The organism is Candidatus Accumulibacter sp. ACC003, assembly GCF_907163085.1.
Taxonomy (GTDB): domain Bacteria; phylum Pseudomonadota; class Gammaproteobacteria; order Burkholderiales; family Rhodocyclaceae; genus Accumulibacter.
In genome coordinates this window covers 573,253-593,241 of the sequence record NZ_CAJQTX010000004.1, presented here as the reverse complement: position 1 = coordinate 593,241, position 19,989 = coordinate 573,253, and the positions used below count along the sequence as shown (strand labels likewise).

The following is a 19,989-nucleotide window of genomic DNA, read 5'->3' as shown; positions in this document are numbered from 1 at the left end:
GAATTCGCGCGGACGCCAATCAATGCCACTGCCCGCGTAACGCCGGGTGACGAACGAACGGCTGCGCGGCGGTCGCAGCCCGAGACGTGCGAAGGTCCTGACCCGCCAAAGCCACCCCTTAGGCGATCTCGCACGCCTCCTCGAAACTCAACCGCGGGCCGCGCGGATACAGCGCCGCCGGGTTACCAACGCCGAGGTTGCAAAGAAAATTGGCCTGGTAGCGACCGTCCGGGAAGAACGCGGCGTTGACCTTGCCGGCGTCAAAGCCGGACATCGGGCCGCAATCGAGGCCGATAGCGCGTGCCGCCAGGATCAGATACGCGCCCTGCAGGGTGGCGTTACGAAAAGCCGTGCTGGTCGCCAGTTCGGCGTTGCCGGCGAACGTCGGCCGCGCGTCGTAGGCCTTGAACTGCGTCGGCAGGTGCTCGTAGAAGCGCGTGTCGGTGGCGATGATCACCGTTGCCGGAGCGACCAGGGTCTTGTCGAGGTTGCCGGGCGACAGCGCCGGCGCGAGCTTTTCCTTGCCTTCGCCGGTGGTCACGAAAACCAGCCGTGCCGGCTGGCAGTTCATCGACGTCGGGCCCCACTTCATGAGGTTGTAGAGGCGACGCAGCGTCGCTTCGGGGATCGGCTCCGGTGCGAAGCCGTTGTGGGTGCGCGCCTCGACGAAAAGCTGATCGAGCGCTTCGGTGCTCAAAGCTGGCATGGGTTCTCCTTGGCGGAATGCGGCAGTGCTTGCCGGGTTGGCTGTGGGCAGTCCTATACGTTCTTGTGGCTACCGTCACAAAGGGGCGCTTTGGCGCTGTGTTTGCAGCCACAGAAATAGACGGTAGCCGACTCTTCAGCCTGGTACTCGCGCGGTGTAAAGGCGCCGCCCTTGTGGCTGCCATCGCAGAACGGCTGCTTCTTGCTCTGACCACAGGCGCACCACCAGTAAGTCTTGCCGGCTTCGACGTCTACGGCGTAGGGTGATTTCTGGGCGATGTTCGGGGTGTTCGCGTTCATGTTTTTCTCCGGATTGTTGCCGCTCATCAAGGGTGGTGAGCGCGCTTTGCTGCCGACCGATTCGCGGACTCGGCCCGCGCAGCCGCCTACTCCTTGATAGCTTCGACGGCGATACTCAGGTTTACCTCGTCACTGACCTGCGGGCTGTGCTTGCCGGCGTTGAATTCGGAACGTTTGATCGTCGCGACGGCGTTGGCGCCGATGGCGTCCTTCTTGACGAGCGGGTGCGGCATCGCCTGGAACGACGTAATGGTCAGCGTCACCGGCTTGGTAATCCCCTTGATCGTCAGCTTGCCATCGACGGATACGGGCTGGTCGCCTGCGAATTTCACGGCGCTGGATTTATAGGTGATCGTCGGGTACTTCGCGGTATCGAGGAAGTCTTCGCCCTGGATGTGCTCGTTGAATAACGAATAACCGGTATCGACCGACTTGGCGTCGATCGTGATGTTAACCGAACCGGTCCGTGCAGCGCGATCGATGACGATCGTACCGGCGGTCTTGTTGAAGCGTTGCACCTGCTTGGAAAAGCCGAAGTGACTGTATTCGAAACGCGGATAGGTATGGTTCGGATCGACCTTGTACTTCTCTGGCGCGGCGAACGCTGACGCTGCCAACACACTGCCAAGTAGCATGGGGACAATGAGGGCGATTTGCTTCTGCATGCGATGGCTCCTTGAGGTGAGGTGACGTTTGCTGGCGATGGGGCCTTACTTGCCGCCCGCTGCGGCGGCGGCGACGATGTGAAACCGGATCTGCACGTCGTTGGCGACCGTGCTGAGGTCGGACCAGATGCCGTCACCGAGCGCAAAGTCGAGACGCTTGAGGACGAAAGTGCCGTCGAAGACGCCATTGCCCCCGGCTTGGCGGAAAGTAAATGGCGCGCTGACCTGCTGCGTCTTGCCCTTGATCGTCAGCTTACCCGTCAGTTCGTATTGGTCGCCACCGAGCGGGCGGATCGCCGACGAAACGAAAGTGGCGGTGGGATAGGCCTTGACGTTGAACCAGGGCTTGCCGACGACCTCGCCGTCAGCATCAAGAGACCCGGCGTCGACACTCGCCAGGTCGAGTTCGAGCTTGGCGGTGGCGGCAGCCGGCCTGGTCGGATCGAAGGCCAGCGTCGCGGCGAACTTCCTGAAGTGACCGTCTACGGGGACTCCCATCTGCCGCGAAACAAACTGCAGCGTACTCTGCTCGGCGAGAAATTGCTTGAATTCGACCGCCTGGGCGCTGCCGCTGGCCAGCAAAATCGCCGCCAGGGTGAGACGAAGTGGTTTCATCGCGTTCTCCTATGCTCTCGATATTGGCATGCGCTGTTCAGCGATTCCGGCGCAGCGGCAGCATCCTCGCCAGCAGATCGTCGCGGTCCAGAAGCTGATGCTTCAGCGCCGCGGCGACGTGTGCGACGACCAGCGCCGCCAGCCCGTAGTTGAGGAAGCCGTGTACGCTCTCCAGCAGTTCGCCGAGTGGCTTGTCCTTGCTCAGTAAGTCAGGCAAGGGCACAACGCCGAAATAGACGGTCTGAAATCCCTTCGCCGAACTCATCAACCAGCCGCTGAGCGGGATCGCGACCATCAACAGGTACGCCAGGTGATGCACGCCATGCGCGGCGAGCTTCTGCCAGCGCGGCATCACCGCCGGCAAGGCCGGCGGCGGGTGGCCGACGCGCCAGGCCAGGCGCAGCAGAACCAGCAGGAAAGCGCTGACGCCGGCCCATTTGTGCCACGAATAGAGCTTCAGTTTGTCCGGTGACAGCGGCAGATCGCTCATATAGAGGCCCAGGCCGAACAAGCCGATCAGCAGCACCGCCATCAGCCAGTGCAGAGCCATTGCCGGGTAGGTGTAACGCGTTTCAGACATTCGCTTCTCCGCACGGTTGGGTTTGTTGGCTGCCTTCGCCAGGCCAGAAATCGTAGCTGTCAATCGCCAGGACACCCGCATCGAAGCCAACGTGCAGCCGCTCTGGCCGGTAATCGGCGCCAGCGGCACCGAGCGCAACGTATGGGCAGCAAATGTACTGCGGTTGGGTGCTCACTGGCAGCATACGGCGCCTGCTGCCGATAGCCAAGCAGTGAGCGCTCGTCGTCAGCAGCGATTCTTACCACATCCACTCGGGGAACTCGCTCTCGTCGGTGGACGCTTCGCCGCCACCGGCAAGCGCGCCGCGGAAGTCGCCCAGGTCGTGGGTGATGTTGCCCGAAGCCAGCAGCAGCGCGTCTTCGGCGATCCGCAGCACCCCGGCGAACTCGCCGAGCGTGAGTGTCTGCTCGACCTGCCGAGGCGCCAGGAGGGCTGGCGGTTTCTGGTCGACGGCGTCATGGCGGATTTCCCGGTACGGGGCCGGCTGCGCGCCAATAACGGCGACGCGCTGCTCGAGGCGGCGATTCGTCGGCTGGGCACCTCGGTGCAGCCAGGCATCATCGCTGCCGCGGCGATCGACGCCGGTTCGGTCGCCGCGATCCTGCACGATTTTCCGATGCCCGAACCTGATATCTGCGCGCTCCTGCCCGGCGATCGCCATGTAGCACAGCGGGTGCGGATGCTGGTCGATGATCTCGCCGAACGAATCGGCCAGCGCCCCTACCGGGAAGCCCGCCAACGGTGACCGTCAGAGCTGCTCGGGCACCACCATGCCGCAGGCCAGAGCATCCGCCGGGCAGCGCTCAGGCCGCCGCCTGCCGGGTAACGCCGCCGACGCGCAGCGCGGTCAGGATCGACACGCTCCACAACGCGGCAATGCCGACCAGCACCGCCGCGAAGCGACCGCTGTCCATCAGGCCGCCGAACACCAGCGGCGCCAGCGCCAGCCCGCTGTCGAGGCCGGAGTAGACGAAACCATAGACGCGACCGTAAGCCGCCTGGCCGAAACGCGAGGTCGCCGCGCGGCGTACCAGCAGGTCGCGCGACGGACCGGCGATACCGGTACAGTAGCCGATGGCAACCATCAGCGGCAGAACGCTCCAGGCTGGCAAGGGCAGCAGCGCCAGCGCGACGGTGAGTAGCGCGGCGGCGCCGAGTGCAGCGGCGATCAGGCGTTCGTGTTCGCCCTTCTGCGCCAAAAAGCCGCCGGTCAGGATGCCGCCGGCGCCGCCCACCAGATACGCCGACAGCGCGCTGGCGCCAGCCGCCAACGACAAGCCGTGCAGATTCTGCAGGATCGGCGTCGCGAAGTTCTGGATACCGCCGAAAGCGGTGGTGATCAGCAGGAAGAAGAGAAAGCACATCCACACCGCCGGCGAGCGCAGGAAGGCCAGGCGCGAGCCCGCCGGCGTGCCGCTCTCCCCGGCGGCAGCCACGCTGCCCGGCGGGTCGGCGAGCGTCCGCCGACGCCAGAAAAGCAGCGCCAGTGCCAGCGCGGCGATTCCGGCGGCAGCCAGAGCCGCGACCCGCCAGCCGGCGGTCGCGGCAATGCCGGTCATGAACACCGGCGCCAGCGCCCAGCCGAGGTTGCCCGAGAGACCATGGATCGAAAAGGCGTGCCCCAGCCGCGGCGGCGATACCTGGCGATTGAGTACCGTGAAGTCGGCTGGATGGAAAACGCTGTTGCCCAGCCCGGCCAGCGCGGCGACCAGCGTCAGGCCGAAATAGTCGTCGACCATCGACAGCAGCAGCGCCGCGGCCAGGAAACAGCCGATACCGGCGCCAAGCACCCTGGCCGCGCCGAAGCGGTCGACGAGGAAACCAGCGACCGCCTGACCGATCGCCGAAACGACGAAGAAAATCGTCATCGTCGCGCCGATACCGGTGAAACTCAGCCCGAAATCGCGCATCAGCCACGGAAACAGCGGTGGCAGCAGCAAGTGAAAGAAATGCGATACGCCATGCACGAAACCGATCAGCGAAATCACTTCGAGATCGTGGCCCTTTTCGGGCAGGGACGCGACCGCGGTAGTCATGGGGGATGTTCCGGAGCGGGAAGTCGGAGTCTAGCGGCTTCTCGCTCGCACGGCGTGAGCGTGCGACAAAATAGCGCCTGACGACGAGTCGGGTGGACGTCCGCAGCGACACGTTCGATACTACGTTCCTGCCGCAAGCTCGCTGTGACGCTGTGCGGCCTTTCCGGAGTCTCGATGCCGCTACCGCTTTTCCGCCACGGCCGCCCCTCGCTGCCACTTGTGCATCGTGCCGTGAGCACGGCCGCTTTCCGCGCCGACAGCGGTGACCACTCGCCGCCTTCAAGGAGTCGCGTTCGATGATCCGCCGACTGTTCCTCGCGCTGATCGTCATGGCCCTCGCGCCGCTCGCTGACGCACAGCTGGCCTTGCCCAAGCAGCTGTCCGAAGCGCTCAAACCAGCGGCCGATAACGCGGCGCCCAGTGGCAAAGCTGGCGGCAACGCGACCGGCGAAGCTACCGACCCGCGCGCCCAGGCGGCAGCGCTACTGGCCGATGCACGCCGACAACTAGAAGAGGAGCAGCTGAAGAACGCCGGAGCCGATCCGGAAGACCTGCAGGCGACCGCACGCCAGCGCCAGCTCGATCGCCTGGTGATGCTCTACGGTGAACGCCTGAAGCTGCTCGACGAAGTCCAAAGCCTGCAGGACTCGCCCATCGAAACGGCGAATCAAAAGGCGCTGATGGCGGCGTTGGCCGGCCCGCCGCCCTACTCTGCCTTACGCGTCGATGCTCTGCGCGATGAACACGACTCGCTGAAGGAGCAACTGAAGAGCCTGGCTGCGGCAGAACGTGCGCTGCTCGACCAGCAGGCCGGCCTGCTCGATACGCGGCGGCAGGCCAGCGAGGCTTTCCGCCTGGCCGACGACCGACTGGCGCGTGCCAAAGGGCGCGAGCAAGTCGAAAAAGACCGGCGCAGCCGCGACTTCGCCGAACTGCGGCGGCAACAGGCCGAAGCCGAGTTGAGCGTTCTGAGCCTCGCGCTCGACGAAGGCCATCTGAAACAATCCAGGCTGCAGTCACTCGGTGCAGAAATGCAGCGTCTGCTGGACCGCGTGCTGCCCGAGCAAACGCTCAGCAAGGAAGACTTCGAGCAACAGCAGGCGCAGTTGCGCAAAACACTGGCCAAGGTGAACGCCGAAATCGATCGAATGGTCGTCGACAACGGCAAACGCACCGCCGAGCGCGCCCGCCTGTTGCAGCTACCCCAGAGCCCCGACGCGAGTGGCGCCAGAGCACGGCGCTTGCAGCTTCTTGACGAACAGTTGGAAACGGATCGGCTGACACTGATGACGCTGACCTGGCTGCAAGGGATGATGCAGGTCGCTGGCGACTCGTGGGGACAGCGCTTCGTCGCTTTCAGCTCCGACGATGCGGCAACGCGTCAGGCGGTCATCACAACGCTGGCCCAGACCAGCCGCGACCTCGCCAGCCGCAAGGACCTGTTCCGTGAACTGCAGGAAGCGGCGCGCATGGACGTCAGACAACAAGAGGCGCGGCTTGACGGCGCCGTCCTCGATGCGGCGACTGCGGCGCAGGAGTCGGCGATTCTGGAGGCCCTGAGGAAGCGCGTGCAGACTTACCAGCGCGTCGAAATCGCCGGCAGCCGGCTCGATCGTCAGCTCAAGCGCTGGCTTGGTGATTTCGGATTCGACGCCAAGGCCGGCAGCGTAGACAACTGGAAACTCGGCGCGCTGCAGGCGGTGCATGCACTCAAAAGCGTCTGGGACTTCGAGATGTTTGCGGTCGAGGATTCGACGGTCGTCGACGGCAAGACGGTGACCATTGCGCACGGGGTCACCGTCGGCAAGAGCGTCGGCGGGTTTCTCCTTTTCATCTTGGGCTATTGGCTGTTTTCGATGCTCTCCGGGCGACTGCAGCGGCTGATGGTCGGTCGCTTCGGGGTCGAAGAGCAGGTGGCCAGTGTCATTCGTCGCTGGGCGATGATCGCGCTGGCGGTGGTGCTGGTGATCTTCATCCTCAATCTGGCGCGCATCCCGTTGACCGTTTTCGCGTTCATGGGTGGCGCCCTGGCGATCGGCGTCGGTTTCGGCACCCAGACGATCATCAAGAACGTCATCAGCGGCATCATCGTCCTGTTCGAACGCAAGATCCGCGTTGGCGACATCATCGCCCTGAACGGCGTCACCGGCTACGTCACGCAGGTTGACCTGCGGGCGTCGACGGTGCGCGGCTTTGATGGCGTCGAAGCGCTGATACCGAACTCCAGCTTCCTCGAAAACCAGGTGGTCAACTGGACCTATTCGAACACTCGCATCCGGCGCGAGATCAGGATCGGCGTCGCCTACGGGTCGCCGGTGCACGACGCGGCCGACATCATCAGCGGCTGCGCCGACGATCACGGACAGGTCCTGCGCGACCCCAAACCGGAGGTCTTCTTCGAGGACTTCGGCGACAATGCGCTGCTGCTGGTGCTCGTCTTCTGGGTCGAGCTGGGGCCGAATCTGATGGGACGCCGGGTTGACAGCGACCTGCGCCACGCCATGGACAAGCGCCTGGCCGCCGCCGGGATCACGATTCCGTTCCCGCAGCGTGACGTCCACCTCGACGTAAGGCAGCCCTTACCGGTGCGTTTCACGTCCCCCGCAGAGCACGGCAACTGACGCTGCTAACCACCAGTACCACCACTCGCCGGCAACACCAGACAAACACGCCACACAGGAGGCAACGCGATGAACGAAAAACTGCTGGAACGTATCGACCGCCCCGGTCCCAAAAAGATCCTCGCCTGCGATGGCGGCGGCATCCTTGGCCTGATCAGCGTCGAAATCCTGGCCAGACTCGAGGCTGAGCTGCGTGCAAAACTCGGCCGACCCGAGCTGGTGCTCGCCGATTACTTCGACTTCGTTTGCGGCACCAGTACCGGCGCGATGGTCGCCGGCTGTATTTCGGCCGGCATGTCCACCGACAAGATCCGCACGTTCTACGTCGACAGCGGCCAGCAGATGTTCGACAAGGCGTCGCTGCTCAAGCGCCTGAAGTACAACTACAACGACGAGCCGCTGGCCAGGACGCTGCGGCGCGAATTCGACCAGGCGCTGACGCACGCCGCGACGCAGGCCGAGCCGCACGCGACGCTCGGCGACGCCAACCTGCGCACGCTGCTGATGATGGTCATGCGCAACGCGACCACCGACTCGCCGTGGCCGGTTTCCAACAATCCGCGGGCAAAATACAACCAGCCCGGTCGCCCGGACTGCAACCTGCGCCTGCCGCTATGGCAACTGCTGCGGGCGAGCACCGCGGCGCCGACGTTCTTCCCGCCCGAGGTGGTCACTTTTGCGCCGGCAACGCCGGACGAATACCAGTTCATCTTCGTCGATGGCGGCGTCACGACGTACAACAATCCCGCCTTCCTGGCTTTCGAGATGGTCACCGCCGCCCCTTACCACGTCGGCTGGCCGACCGGCACCGACAATCTGCTGATCGTCTCGGTCGGCACCGGCAGCGCCGCCAGCGCCCGGCCAGACCTCAAAGCCCACGACCTGTGGCTGCTCGACAACGCCAAAAACCTGCCCGGCGCGCTGATGAACGCGGCTTCTGCCGGCTGGGACATGGCCTGCCGGACGCTTGGCGAATGCCGCTTCGGGCCGCTCATCGACCGCGAAGTCGGCGACATGGTGATCGCCCCTGGCGGAGCGTCAAACGCCAGCGTCGACAAGCAGTTCGTCTACCTGCGCTACGACCCGGACATCAGCCAGACCGGCATCGACGCACTCGGTCTGGCCGCGATCGACGCCCGCAAGGTGCAGGTCCTCGACTCGGTCGGCAGCATTCCGGAAATCCAGCGCATCGGCCAGGCGTATGCCGCCGGCAGCGTCTCGATCGACCACCTGCGGGGCTTTGCGTGAGCGCCAAGACCTGCTTCGTCGTCCAGGGCTTCGGCAAGAAGACCGACTACACCGACGGTCGCGTCCTCGACCTTGACGCGTCGTACGCGATCATCAAGGAAGCGGTCGAAGCCGCCGGCGTCGAATGCATCCGCGCCGACGAGATTGCGCACAACGGAATGATCGACGTGCGGATGTACGAGATGCTGCTGCAGGCCGATCTGGTCATCGCCGACCTGTCCACCTACAACGTCAACGCCGCTTTCGAACTCGGCGTACGCTATGGCCTGCGCCCCGGCGCGACGATCATCGTCGCCGAATCGGAGTTCAAGTACCCGTTCGACGTCGGCCACATCGCCATCCTGTCGTACAAGCACCTCGGCGAAGACCTCGGCGCACGCGAGGCCAAACGCTTTTCCGAGGCACTGCGTGAAGCCGTTCGCAGTGCGCTCGCCCGGCAGGACACCGACAGCCCGGTTTATACCTTGCTGCCGTACCTGCAACCACCGCAGCGCCGCGACGCGGCGAAGTTAGTCATACGCTGCGGTAGCACCGCTGATTTCCGATCCGACAATGCACCGCAGCCTCCCAGCGCCAAGGCCTTGCTCGAGCAGGCGCTGGCGGCGATCAATCCAGCGGCCGGTGTGGACAGCGATTTCCCGCGCGCGGTGGAACTGCTGCTCGAGGTCCGCAAGCAACGCAAGAATGACGCCTTCGTCGTCCAGCAACTGGCGCTGGCGACGTACAAATCGAAGCGGCCCAGCGCCGAGGCGGCGCTCCTCGAAGCCCGCCGGATCCTGCAAGAGCTCAAGCCGGCGACGACCAACGACCCCGAGACCCTCGGCCTGTGGGGAGCGGTGCACAAGCGGCTGTGGGACGAGCGATCGCGTCCGGCGGACCTCGAAGAAGCCATTGACAGTTACGGCCGCGGCTTTCACCTCAAGCAGGACTGGTACAACGGCATCAACCTGGCCTTCCTGCTCGACGTCCGCGCCAAGCAGTCGCTAACCGCCGGCGAGGACGACGAGGCGCTTACCGACGCAGTGCTCGCCAGGCGCACCCGCCGCGAAGTCGTTCGCCTGGCAACGCCACTGGCGGAAGTCGAGGGTGACGATCCGCAACACCGCTTCTGGGTGTTGGCGACACTCTGGGAAGCCGCACTGGGCCTTGGCGATACGGCCGCGATGGCGCGCTGGGAAAGCGCCGCGAAGGCGCTGGCGGTGCCGCAATGGATGGACGACACACGCCGCAAGCAGGGTCGCGCGCTGCAAGAGTTGCTGGCCGACTACGACCGTCTACGGTCGCAGTAGCCCGCGCGCACGAGTTCAGTCACGCTGGCCGCCGTCGGCGAGCAGCTGCTCGAGCACGTACGGCAGGATGCCGCCAGACCAGTAGTACTTGATCTCGACCGGCGTGTCGATGCGGCACAGCAGCGGCCGCTCGAGGCACTCGCCGTCGGCGCGCTCGATCACCAGCGTCAGGCTGTGCATCGGTGCCAGGTCGGCGCCAATGCCGCGGATCGCCAAGGTCTCGTCGCCACGCAATTGCAGCGCATCGGCCGAGTCGTCGGCCATGAACTGCAGCGGCAAGACACCCATGCCGACCAGGTTGGCACGGTGGATACGCTCGAAGCTGCGCGCGATCACCGCCCGCACGCCGAGTAGCCGCGTGCCCTTGGCGGCCCAGTCGCGCGACGAGCCGGTGCCGTATTCCTCGCCAGCGACGACGATCGTCGGCGTGCCACGTTCGAGATACGCCATGGCCGCGGCGTAGACCGTCGTCTGCTCGCCGTCGAGCAGCGTGTAGCCGCCCTCGGGCTGGCGCCCCTGCGCATCAATCGGCAACATCAGATTGCGGATGCGGACGTTGGCGAAGGTGCCGCGCACCATCACCTCGTGATGACCACGGCGCGCGCCATAGGAATTGAAATCGGCGCGCGCGACGCCCTGCTCCCTGAGCCAGCTGCCCGCCGGCGTCGTCTCGGCGAACGAACCCGCCGGCGAGATGTGGTCGGTGGTCACCGAATCGCCGAGCAGCAGCAGCAAGCGCGCGCCGCTGATATCGCCGGCCGGCTGCGCCGGCAACTCGAAGAACGGCGGCCGCGCAATGTAAGTAGACGGCGGCCAGTCATAGACCTCGCCAGTGCGTGCCTTGATCACGTTCCACAGGTCCTGGTCGGCGCTGACGTCGGCGTAGCGGCGGCGGTAGAGCTCCGGATCGAGCGCGAACGGCAGTAGCGCGTCGATTTCGTCCGACGTCGGCCAGACTTCGCGCAGATAGACCGGCTGCCCGTCGCTACCAAGACCCAGCGCTTCGCTATTGAGATCGACGTTGACCCGGCCGGCGATGGCGAAGGCGACCACCAGCGGCGGTGACGCCAGGTAATTGGCGCGCAGGTTGGGATGGATGCGCGCCTCGAAGTTGCGGTTGCCCGAGAGCACCGCTGCAGCGACCAGCTGATTCTCGGTAATCGCCTTGTTGAACGCCGGGTCGAGGTCACCGGCGTTGCCGATGCACGTCGTGCAACCGTAGCCGGCGAGCGCGAAGCCGAGTTCGGCGAGCGGTGACAGCAAGCCGGCCTTCTCGAGGTAATCGGTCACCACGCGGGAGCCGGGAGCCAGCGAAGTCTTGATGTGCGGCTCGACGCGCAGGCCCCTGGCGACGGCTTTCCTGGCCAACAGACCGGCGGCGATCATCACCGCCGGGTTGCTGGTGTTGGTGCACGAAGTGATCGCCGCAATCAGCACGTCGCCGTGACCAAGATCGACGCCCGCGCGTTCGGTTGGGTAGCGCTGACTCAGCGCCGCGGCTGGACGGGCGAAGCCGTCGTTGGCCTCGACCGCACTGAACAGCGTATTGAAGACGCTGGCCATCTCGGGCAATTCGACGCGATCCTGCGGCCGCTTGGGGCCGGCCAGCGACGGCACGATGGTCGACAAATCGAGACGCACGCTACGCGAGTAGTCGATTTGCCCGCCATGCGGAATGCCGAACAGTCCCTGCGCACGAAAGTAGGCCTCGAACAGCTCGCAGTCGGCCTCGCTGTGGCCAGTAGTACGCAGGTAATTGACGGTCTTGTGGTCGACCGGGAAGAAACCCATCGTCGCCCCGTATTCCGGGGCCATGTTGGCCAGCGTCGCGCGGTCGGTTACGGTCAGCGTGCTCGCGCCTTCGCCGTAGTACTCGACAAAGGTGCCGACCACTTTCTGGTGGCGCAGCAACTCGGTCACCGTCAACACCAGGTCGGTGGCGGTGACGCCCTCGCGCAGACGCCCGACGAGTTCGACGCCAACGACGTCCGGGGTCAGGAAATAGACCGGCTGGCCGAGCATCGCCGCCTCGGCCTCGATGCCACCGACGCCCCAGCCGACGACGCCAACGGCGTTGATCATCGTCGTATGCGAGTCGGTACCGACCAGCGTGTCGGGAAAACACACGCGCCCGCCGGGCGTCTGCTGCTGGCGTACGCCGCCGAAGAGGTGCTCGAGGTTGACCTGATGGACGATGCCGACGCCCGGCGGCACGACGCGAAAGGTGTCGAATGCCTGCATGCCCCATTTCATGAACTGGTAGCGCTCGGCGTTGCGCTCGAACTCCTTGCTCATGTTCTGCTGCAAAGCCTGCGGCGTGCCGTAGTGGTCGACCTGCACCGAGTGGTCAACGACCAGATCGACCGGCACCAGCGGCTCGATGCGGCGCGCCTCGCGACCACGCGCCTGGGCCGCGTGCCGCATCGCCGCCAGGTCGCAGAGTAGCGGTACGCCGGTGAAGTCCTGCAGCACGACGCGTGCGACGACGAAGGGGATCTCCTCGCTGCGCGGCGCACTTGGCTGCCACTGCGCCAGTTCAAGGATATGCCGTTCGCTAACGCGCTGACCATCGCAGTGACGCAACAGCGCTTCGAGGACGATACGCAGCGAAACCGGCAGGCGGGCGACATTGCCGATCTCGGCAGCGGCCAGCGCCGGCAGCGAATAGAACAGCGCCTCAGGCTGACCGGGAGGATTGAAGCGCGATAGCGTATTGAACGGCGAGTGCGGCATGGAAGACCTCCGGGTGAAGGGGTGCGGCAGCCAACAGTTGAGCAGACATCTGACAGCGACAAGGTTCCCGCGTTGGCGGAGGAGCACGATGCGGCACACCGCGACCCGTTGCCGACGACGACTGACCGGCAACACCGTCACTATAGACGCTAATCAACAGACTCCGCGGCTTGCTCGACGACGCGCCGCCGCGGCTTGACGTCGTGCCACGGCAGCGACAGGCGAGCGAGCGGCGTCTGCTTTGCCGCTCGCTCGCCCGACAAGGGCGCGGCTGGCGAGCCGCTTTATGTATAGAATTCGGCAGAGTCAGGAGTAAATCAGCCTGCTTACCTCTCACCACCCACGCCAAGGAGACACACATGGCAGCAAAGACGATTCTGATGCTCACCGGAGATTTTACCGAGGACTACGAAACCATGGTGCCGTTCCAGGCCCTGCAGATGGTCGGCCATACGGTGCACGCGGTATGCCCCGGCAAGCACGGCGGCGAGCAGGTGCGTACCGCGGTGCACGATTTCGAGGGCGACCAGACGTATAGCGAAAAACCCGGTCACAATTTCACGCTCAATGCCGATTTCGCCGACGTGCGTGGGGAAGACTACGACGCGCTGGTGATCCCCGGCGGTCGCGCACCCGAATACCTGCGGCTCAACCCGGCGGTAATCGCCATCGTCCAGCACTTCGCCAGCGCCGGCAAACCGATCGCCGCGATCTGCCACGGCGCGCAACTGCTGGCGGCAGCAGGCGTACTTTCGGGACGCGTGTGCAGCGCCTATCCGGCGTGCGGGCCGGAGGTGCAGGCGGCCGGCGGCACGTACGCGGACATCCCGATCGACCAGGCGCAGGTGGACGGCAATCTGGTCACCGCGCCCGCCTGGCCCGCCCACCCCGACTGGCTGGCAAAGTTCCTGCAGGTTCTCGGGACGCGCATCGAGCCCTGAGGGCAGCCCAGCGACGGCGCCGACAACGCCCATGCGATCGGCGGGCCGGCTACCTGCCTACCGCAGGGGCTTCAGGAGCGACGACAAGCCATTGTGGTCGAGCTCGTGCATCAGCGCCAGAAGCTGCCCCAGCTTGCCCGACGGAAAACCCTCACGGGCGAACCAGTTCAGGTAATTGCCGGGCAAGTCGGCCAGCAGCCGGCCCTTGTACTTGCCGTAGGGCATGCTGGTGCTGACCAGCAGTTGCAGATCGTCGGCGTTCATCGGCTCAGCTCCTGCCGCTGTTCGTCGACGCCTGCTGGCGCCGACGGCGCCCGCGTGCCAACGGCGACAGCAGCGAGAATCGCCTTCAGCAGACGCCAGGAATAGCCCACCGAAGCGATCTCGACGGCTTCACCGGGCGCATGCGCGCCGCGTATGCTCGGTCCAAAGGAGAGCATGTCGAGACCCGGATATTTGGCAGCGATGAGGCCGCACTCGAGACCGGCGTGGATCACCTGCATCCTGGATTCTTCGCCAAACTCACGGCGGTAGACCGACTGGCAGAGCGCCAGCAGCGGCGAAGCAGGATTCGGCGCCCAGCCCGGATAAGCGCCGGCCTTCTCGGCGACGGTGCCCGACAGGGCAAAGAGGCTGACGATCTCGTCGGCCAGCGCGCTGCTGCCACTCTCGAGCAGTGAGCGAACCATGAAGTTGCAGCCGCCGCCTTTTGCCGTGAGCGCGACCATGCCGAGGTTGTTCGACGTTTCGACGACGCCGGCGACGCTCGGGCTCCAACGCCGAACGCCGTGCGGCGCGGCGTGCAGCGACGCCAGCCAGACGGCCTGATCGGCCGCCGACAACACCCGCTCGGCCGATGCCGGCGCGCCATGCAAGCACAGTCGCTCATCGACGCCCGGCAACTCGTCGCGCAGCAGCGACTGCCACGCCGCCAGACTGGCCGCCAGGCGATCGCCGTCGGCGGCCGGCACGGCAACCGTCGCCGACGCCTCCCTGGGCAGCGAATTACGCGCCGAGCCGCCGTTCAGATCGACCAGGCGCAGCGCGAAATGGCTCTCCAGGTCGCGCAAGACGCGCACCAGCAGCTTGATCGCGTTGCCGCGTTGCTGGTGAATGTCGACGCCGGAATGACCGCCACGCAGGCCTTGTAAATCGATTCGCCAAACCTTGAAAGCGGTGGGCAAGGGCTCGGCCATGCCATCGCGGTGCACATTGACGTCGAGCCCGCCAGCGCAACCGAGGAAAAATTCGCCCCATTCCTCGGTATCGAGGTTGAGCAGCAGGCGACCCTGCAGCAGGCCCGCCGGCAGGCCGCGCGCGCCACCCATGCCGGCTTCCTCGTCGACCGTCAGCAGGGCTTCGATCGGTCCGTGCGTCAGCGACGCGTCTTCGAGCAGCGCCAGGATCAAGGCCACGCCAATGCCGTTGTCGGCACCGAGCGTCGTTGCATCGGCGACCAGCCAGTCGTCGCGACGAAGCGGTCGAATCGGATCACGGGAAAAATCGTGCGCCGCCGCCGGGCCCTTGGTGCATGCCTGCTGGCAGACCATGTCCAGATGCGCCTGCAGAACGACGCCGGGCGCCGTTGCCATGCCGGCACTGGCCGCTTTACGGAGCAGGAGATTGCCGGCGACATCGACCGTCGCCGCCAAGCCGCGGGCGAGTGCCCACTGCCGGAGGTGATCGCGCAAGCGCGCTTCTGCTTTGGACTGGCGGGGGATCCGACAGAGCGTCGCAAAATGCGCCCAGACAGCTGCCGGTTGCAGGTCGGAAAAGACGGCGTCAAGAGTGGCTGGCGGCATGTTCTTCATTGCGCTCCTGTGCGGTGGTCGATGGTCGGCGGCGTGCGGCGAGCAGCATACGCCTTACTGGCCCGCCGCTCCAGAATGCGTACCTGCGGTGCTGCACGCGCCGCCAGCAGCGCCGCAGTTAAACGGGTAGTACCATGCCGGCTGCGCGCCATCGCGCAGCGCTGATCACCGGGAGACGGCAACGATGCTGATCTGGCTGAAGAACTACCGACGTGACTTGTTGGCCGGTGATATCGGTGCCGGCATCATCGTCGCCATGATGCTGATTCCGCAGGGAATGGCCTACGCCATCGTCGCCGGCCTGCCGCCGGTGACCGGGCTCTACGCCAGCATCCTGCCGCCGATCGCTTATGCGCTATTCGGCAGCAGCATGGTGCAGTCGGTTGGGCCGATGGCCATTACCTCGCTGATGATCAGCACCTCACTGGCGCCCTTGGCGCCGCCCGGCTCGGCGCTGAGCGTCGTCCTGGCCGCCCAGATGGCGCTGATCGCCGGCGCCCTGCTGTTCGTCAGCGGCATCTTCCGCCTCGGCTTCGTCGCCAGTTTTCTCAGCCGCCCGGTGATGAGCGGTTTCACCACCGGTGCCGCCCTGCTGATTACCGGCGGCCAGCTCGAGCCGCTCGTCGGCGGTCCGCTGGCGGCGATGCATGGACCGAGCACGATCATCGGCCTGACTTCGCTGCTCGCGCTGTGGCTGGCGAAACAATATCTGAGCAAGGGCCTCAGCGCTCTCGGGTTATCGACCAGACTGGCCGAGACGCTCGCCAAGCTGGCGCCGGTGTTCGTTCTGGTCGTCGCGACGACAGCGGTCGCACTCCTCGACCTGACGCAGGTGGGTGTCAAGATCGTCGGCGAGATTCCGGCCGGCATGCCGGCGATCACCCTGCTGGTTTCCGGCGAGCACTGGCGGCCGCTGTTCATGCCCGCGCTGCTGATCGCCTTCATGATCTTTCTCTCGAGCCAGGCCGCGGCGCAATCGCTCGCGCACCGCCGCGGCGAACGGATCATCACCAACCACGAACTGCTCGGACTGGGCGCCGCCAACCTGGCCAGCGCGGTGTCGGGTGGCTTTCCGGTCACCGGCAGTATTTCGCGGTCGGCCGTGAATTACACGGCCGGCGCCAACACGCCGCTGGCCAGCGTGATTTCGGCGGCATTGATCGTGCTGGCGTTGTCGGTGCCGACCAGCTGGGTGTCCTGGTTGCCGCTGCCGGCGCTGGCCGCGACGATCATTCTGGCGGTGCTCGGGATGATCGATTTCAGCACCTTGAAAGACTCCTGGCGCTACGACCGCGGCGACGCCGCGGCCTTGCTGGCGACCACCGCCGGGGTGTTGCTGGTCGGCGTCGAACAAGGCGTGATACTCGGCGTCGTGCTGTCGCTGGCGACCGTCATCTGGCGCGCCAGCCGGCCGCATATCGCGGTCATCGGCCGTATCCCCGGCAGCGAGCACTTCCGTAATGTCGAACGGCATCAGGTCGAAACGCTCTCCGACGTCCTCGCCGTGCGCGTCGACGCCGACCTCTTTTTCGGCAACGTCGATGCGGTGGTCAGCCACCTCGAGCTGCTGCTCAAGGCGCGCACCGCTGCTCACCGGCCAACCCGGCACGTGCTGCTGGTGATGTCAGCCGTCAGCCTGATCGATACCACCGGCCTCTACGCCTTGCGCGAGATCAACGACAGCCTCCGGGCAGAACAGATCACGCTCCACCTGGCCGAGGTCAAGGGGCCGGTAATGGATCGCCTGCAGCACAGCGACCTGGTCGGCAAGCAACTGAGTGGGCAGATATTTCTCAGTACCGCCGACGCCTTCCGCGCCTTGCAGGGTGAGGATTCGTGGTCGATCTGAAGCCTGCAGCGCGCGACGTGGCGGGCCTTGAGGCGACCAGGAAAAGCCGTCGCGGCTACCGCCACCACCGCGTGTAAGGGTCGGCACGATCCGCAGCTCGGACCGGCGGGATTTCAGCCGCCGCTAGCGGTGCCCAGCAACGCGGCCCGCCAACGCTCGAGCTTGCTGGCGAAGGCCAGCGTATACGCCGGGCTGCTCGACGGCAGGAGCCGCGTTTCGTAGCCCTGCGCCAGGAACCAGGCGCTAGCCCTGGCTGCGGTCTGGCCATTGAAGCAGACGCGTTGCAGTCGTGGCGCCTGGCTTGGCAAGCTCGCGAAGTCGTTGAGCTCGGGCGACTCGATCGCCGAGTCGAGCGCTCCTTGCCGCCGACAGCGGCGATAGACGTCCCAGACGCCGAGCTGATGATCCAGCAGGCGACGCTGCCGGGCGGCGTAGTCCAGTTCGCGCAGGGGCTCGTCGAGCAGCTCGCCGAGCAAGCGCCAGAATTGATTCTGACGGTGCCCGTAGTATTGCTGCGCCGCCAGCGAGGCCGGCGACGGGAAGCTGCCGAGAATCAGCGTTCTGACCTCGGCATCGAAAATCGGCGGCAGGCCCAGCAGAATTTCGGGTCTGCCGCCGCTCACTAGCTGCCGCTGCCGGCCGACAGGGCCAGCATCAGGTCGTTGATCCGCTTGACGAAACCAGCCGGGTCTTCGAGCGAGCCGCCTTCGGCCAGAATTCCCTGCTCGAGCAGCAGGTTGGCCCAGTCGTCGAAGCGCGTTTCTTCGTACTTGAGGCGCTGCACCGCCGGGTGCCTGGGGTTGATCTCGAGGATCGGCTTGCTCGCCGGCGCCTGCTGGCCGGCTGCTTTGAGGATGCGCTGCAGGTTGCCGCCAAGGTCGTACTCGTCGGCGACCAGGCACGACGGCGAATCGGTCAGGCGATGCGTGACGCGAACGTCCTTGACCTTGTCGCCGAGCGTGTTCTTGATCTTCTCGAGCAACTCCTTGTACTCGTCGGCGGCCTTCTCGGCCTCTTCCTTCTCGGCGCTATCCTCGAGCTTGCCGAGGTCCAGCCCGCCCTTGGCCACCGACTGCAGGGGCTTGCCGTCGAACTCGGTGAGGTGACTGGTGACCCACTCGTCGACGCGATCGGAGAGCAGCAGGACTTCGATGCCTTTCTTGCGGAAAATCTCGAGGTGCGGGCTGTTCTTGGCGGCGGTGAAGGTCTCTGCGGTGACGTAGTAGATCTTTTCCTGCCCCTCTTTCATCCGCGCCACGTAGGCGGCCAGCGAAACGTTCTCCTCGGTGGTGTCGGCGTGCGTCGAAGCGAAGCGCAGCAGCTTGCCGATACGGTCCTTGTTGGCAAAGTCCTCGCCAACGCCCTCCTTGAGGACCTTGCCGAACTCCTTCCAGAAGGTCGTGTACTTCTCCTGGTCGGCGGCTTCCTCGCTGCCGGCGAAGCCTTCGAGCAAGCCGAGGACGCGCTTGACGCAACCACCACGAATCGCCTCGATGTCGCGCGACTGCTGCAGGATCTCGCGCGAGACGTTCAGCGGCAGGTCGTTGGAGTCGACGATGCCGCGTACGAAGCGCAGGTACAGCGGCATCAGCTGCTCGGCGTCGTCCATGATGAAGACGCGCCGGACGTAGAGCTTGATGCCATGGCGGGCACCGCGGTCGAGCATGTCAAAGGGCGCTTTCGACGGGATGTACAACAGCTGGATGTACTCCTGCTTGCCCTCGACGCGCGCATGCGCGTGCGCCAGCGGGTCCTCGAAGTCGTGCGCGACGTGCTTGTAGAACTCGTTGTACTGCTCGTCGCTGATCTCCGACTTGGGACGCGTCCACAGCGCCGACGCCTGGTTGACTGTTTCGTCTTCGTTGCTAACGACCTGCTCTTTTTTCTCCTCGTCCCACGTCTCTTTCTTCATCACGATGGGCAGCGTGATGTGGTCCGAGTACTTGCGCACCGTCTCGCGGATTTTCCAGTTCGACAGGAACTCGTCCTCGCCTTCGCGCAGGTGCAGGACTACCTCGGTACCACGCTGCGGACACTCGACCATCTCGACGGTGAAGTCGCCCTCGCCGCCCGATTCCCAGCGTACGCCCTGATCGGCTTCGAGGCCGGCGCGACGCGAGGTCACCGTCACCTTGTCGGCGACGATGTACGACGAGTAGAAACCAACGCCGAACTGGCCGATCAGGTGCGCGTCGCGGGCCTGGTCGCCGGTCAGCGCCGAGAAGAATTCGCGGGTACCCGACTTGGCGATCGTTCCGAGGTGCTGCACCGCCTCGTCACGCGACAGGCCGATACCGTTGTCGCTGATGGTGATCGTCCGTGCTTCCTTGTCGAAGGCGACGCGGATCTTCAGCTCGCCGTCGTCGCCGTACAGGCCGGCGTTGTTCAAGGCCTCGAAGCGCAGCCGGTCGCAGGCGTCGGAGGCGTTGGAGATCAGCTCGCGCAGAAAGATCTCCTTGTTGCTGTACAGCGAGTGGATCATCAAATTCAGCAGCTGTTTGACTTCTGCCTGAAAACCAAGTGTTTCTTTTTGTGCACCCATTGAAGACTCCGTGAATAGCGTTGATGAAAGGATTGGATCGAACGAAGTGGCAGC

17 protein-coding genes are annotated in these 19,989 nt (G+C 65.3%); 6 read left to right on the top strand and 11 right to left on the bottom strand.

The genetic code is table 11. The annotated features are described in order from the left end of the window. Positions 1 to 118: 118 nt before the first annotated feature. The 5 genes from QZ656_RS09650 to QZ656_RS09630 form a co-directional block, all read right to left on the bottom strand. Positions 119 to 706 carry a malonic semialdehyde reductase gene (locus QZ656_RS09650; RefSeq protein ID WP_291993179.1) on the bottom strand — a complete coding sequence of 196 codons (588 nt, stop codon included), beginning with the start codon at positions 704 to 706 and terminating at the stop codon, positions 119 to 121. Positions 707 to 759: 53 nt separating this feature from the next. After that, positions 760 to 1,005: a CDGSH iron-sulfur domain-containing protein gene (locus QZ656_RS09645; RefSeq protein WP_291993178.1), complete on the bottom strand. Its 246-nt coding sequence runs from the start codon at positions 1,003 to 1,005 to the stop codon at positions 760 to 762. Between the two features lie 86 nt (positions 1,006 to 1,091). Next, a complete protein-coding gene (locus tag QZ656_RS09640; RefSeq protein ID WP_291993177.1) occupies positions 1,092 to 1,670 on the bottom strand; it encodes a YceI family protein in 579 nt (192 codons plus the stop codon). Positions 1,671 to 1,715: 45 nt separating this feature from the next. Beyond that, positions 1,716 to 2,285 (bottom strand): YceI family protein, encoded by a 570-nt coding sequence (locus QZ656_RS09635; protein ID WP_291993176.1) that lies wholly within the window; start codon positions 2,283 to 2,285, stop codon positions 1,716 to 1,718. Between the two features lie 37 nt (positions 2,286 to 2,322). Next, on the bottom strand, positions 2,323 to 2,865 hold the full coding sequence (locus QZ656_RS09630) for a cytochrome b (protein ID WP_291993175.1): 543 nt from the start codon (positions 2,863 to 2,865) through the stop codon (positions 2,323 to 2,325). A gap of 91 nt (positions 2,866 to 2,956) precedes the next feature. Here QZ656_RS09630 and QZ656_RS24095 point away from each other — a divergent pair, with 91 nt between their 5' ends. Further along, positions 2,957 to 3,610, top strand: coding sequence for a LysR substrate-binding domain-containing protein (locus QZ656_RS24095; RefSeq protein ID WP_366522140.1), 654 nt, complete (start codon positions 2,957 to 2,959; stop codon positions 3,608 to 3,610). A gap of 58 nt (positions 3,611 to 3,668) precedes the next feature. Here QZ656_RS24095 and QZ656_RS09620 read toward each other — a convergent pair whose 3' ends face one another. Then, the gene (locus tag QZ656_RS09620; RefSeq protein ID WP_291993173.1) at positions 3,669 to 4,901 is read right to left on the bottom strand and encodes an MFS transporter; all 1,233 of its coding nucleotides are present in this window, start codon (positions 4,899 to 4,901) and stop codon (positions 3,669 to 3,671) included. A gap of 296 nt (positions 4,902 to 5,197) precedes the next feature. Here QZ656_RS09620 and QZ656_RS09615 point away from each other — a divergent pair, with 296 nt between their 5' ends. The 3 genes from QZ656_RS09615 to QZ656_RS09605 all read left to right on the top strand — a co-directional run bounded on the left by QZ656_RS09615 (position 5,198) and on the right by QZ656_RS09605 (position 10,059). Further along, the gene (locus tag QZ656_RS09615; RefSeq protein ID WP_291993172.1) at positions 5,198 to 7,522 is read left to right on the top strand and encodes a mechanosensitive ion channel domain-containing protein; all 2,325 of its coding nucleotides are present in this window, start codon (positions 5,198 to 5,200) and stop codon (positions 7,520 to 7,522) included. Between the two features lie 69 nt (positions 7,523 to 7,591). Continuing rightward, on the top strand, positions 7,592 to 8,770 hold the full coding sequence (locus tag QZ656_RS09610; RefSeq protein ID WP_291993171.1) for a patatin-like phospholipase family protein: 1,179 nt from the start codon (positions 7,592 to 7,594) through the stop codon (positions 8,768 to 8,770). After that, positions 8,767 to 10,059 (top strand): TRAFs-binding domain-containing protein, encoded by a 1,293-nt coding sequence (locus QZ656_RS09605; RefSeq protein WP_291993170.1) that lies wholly within the window; start codon positions 8,767 to 8,769, stop codon positions 10,057 to 10,059. The genes QZ656_RS09610 and QZ656_RS09605 overlap by 4 nt, the downstream gene beginning before the upstream one ends. A 15-nt stretch (positions 10,060 to 10,074) precedes the next feature. Here the strand turns inward: QZ656_RS09605 and acnA are convergent, their stop codons facing one another. Continuing rightward, positions 10,075 to 12,792 carry an aconitate hydratase AcnA gene (gene acnA / locus QZ656_RS09600; RefSeq protein WP_291993169.1) on the bottom strand — a complete coding sequence of 906 codons (2,718 nt, stop codon included), beginning with the start codon at positions 12,790 to 12,792 and terminating at the stop codon, positions 10,075 to 10,077. 359 nt (positions 12,793 to 13,151) lie between these two features. Between acnA and QZ656_RS09595 the strand changes: the two genes are divergently transcribed. Next, entirely contained in the window at positions 13,152 to 13,733 is a 582-nt protein-coding gene (locus QZ656_RS09595) for a DJ-1/PfpI family protein (RefSeq protein ID WP_291993168.1), read from the top strand. 57 nt (positions 13,734 to 13,790) lie between these two features. Here QZ656_RS09595 and QZ656_RS09590 read toward each other — a convergent pair whose 3' ends face one another. Both QZ656_RS09590 and QZ656_RS09585 read right to left on the bottom strand, forming a co-directional pair. Continuing rightward, the gene (locus tag QZ656_RS09590; protein ID WP_291993167.1) at positions 13,791 to 13,997 is read right to left on the bottom strand and encodes a DUF3820 family protein; all 207 of its coding nucleotides are present in this window, start codon (positions 13,995 to 13,997) and stop codon (positions 13,791 to 13,793) included. After that, a complete protein-coding gene (locus QZ656_RS09585; RefSeq protein ID WP_291993166.1) occupies positions 13,994 to 15,544 on the bottom strand; it encodes an aminoacyl-histidine dipeptidase in 1,551 nt (516 codons plus the stop codon). The genes QZ656_RS09590 and QZ656_RS09585 overlap by 4 nt, the downstream gene beginning before the upstream one ends. A 184-nt stretch (positions 15,545 to 15,728) precedes the next feature. Here QZ656_RS09585 and QZ656_RS09580 point away from each other — a divergent pair, with 184 nt between their 5' ends. Beyond that, the gene (locus QZ656_RS09580) at positions 15,729 to 17,393 is read left to right on the top strand and encodes a SulP family inorganic anion transporter (RefSeq protein WP_291993165.1); all 1,665 of its coding nucleotides are present in this window, start codon (positions 15,729 to 15,731) and stop codon (positions 17,391 to 17,393) included. A 113-nt stretch (positions 17,394 to 17,506) separates the two neighbouring features. On the opposite strand, the gene QZ656_RS09575 is transcribed toward QZ656_RS09580, so the two are convergent. Then, positions 17,507 to 18,016 (bottom strand): DNA-deoxyinosine glycosylase, encoded by a 510-nt coding sequence (locus QZ656_RS09575; protein WP_291993164.1) that lies wholly within the window; start codon positions 18,014 to 18,016, stop codon positions 17,507 to 17,509. Next, positions 18,016 to 19,935: a molecular chaperone HtpG gene (htpG, locus tag QZ656_RS09570; protein WP_291993163.1), complete on the bottom strand. Its 1,920-nt coding sequence runs from the start codon at positions 19,933 to 19,935 to the stop codon at positions 18,016 to 18,018. The genes QZ656_RS09575 and htpG overlap by 1 nt, the downstream gene beginning before the upstream one ends. Positions 19,936 to 19,989 lie beyond the last annotated feature (54 nt).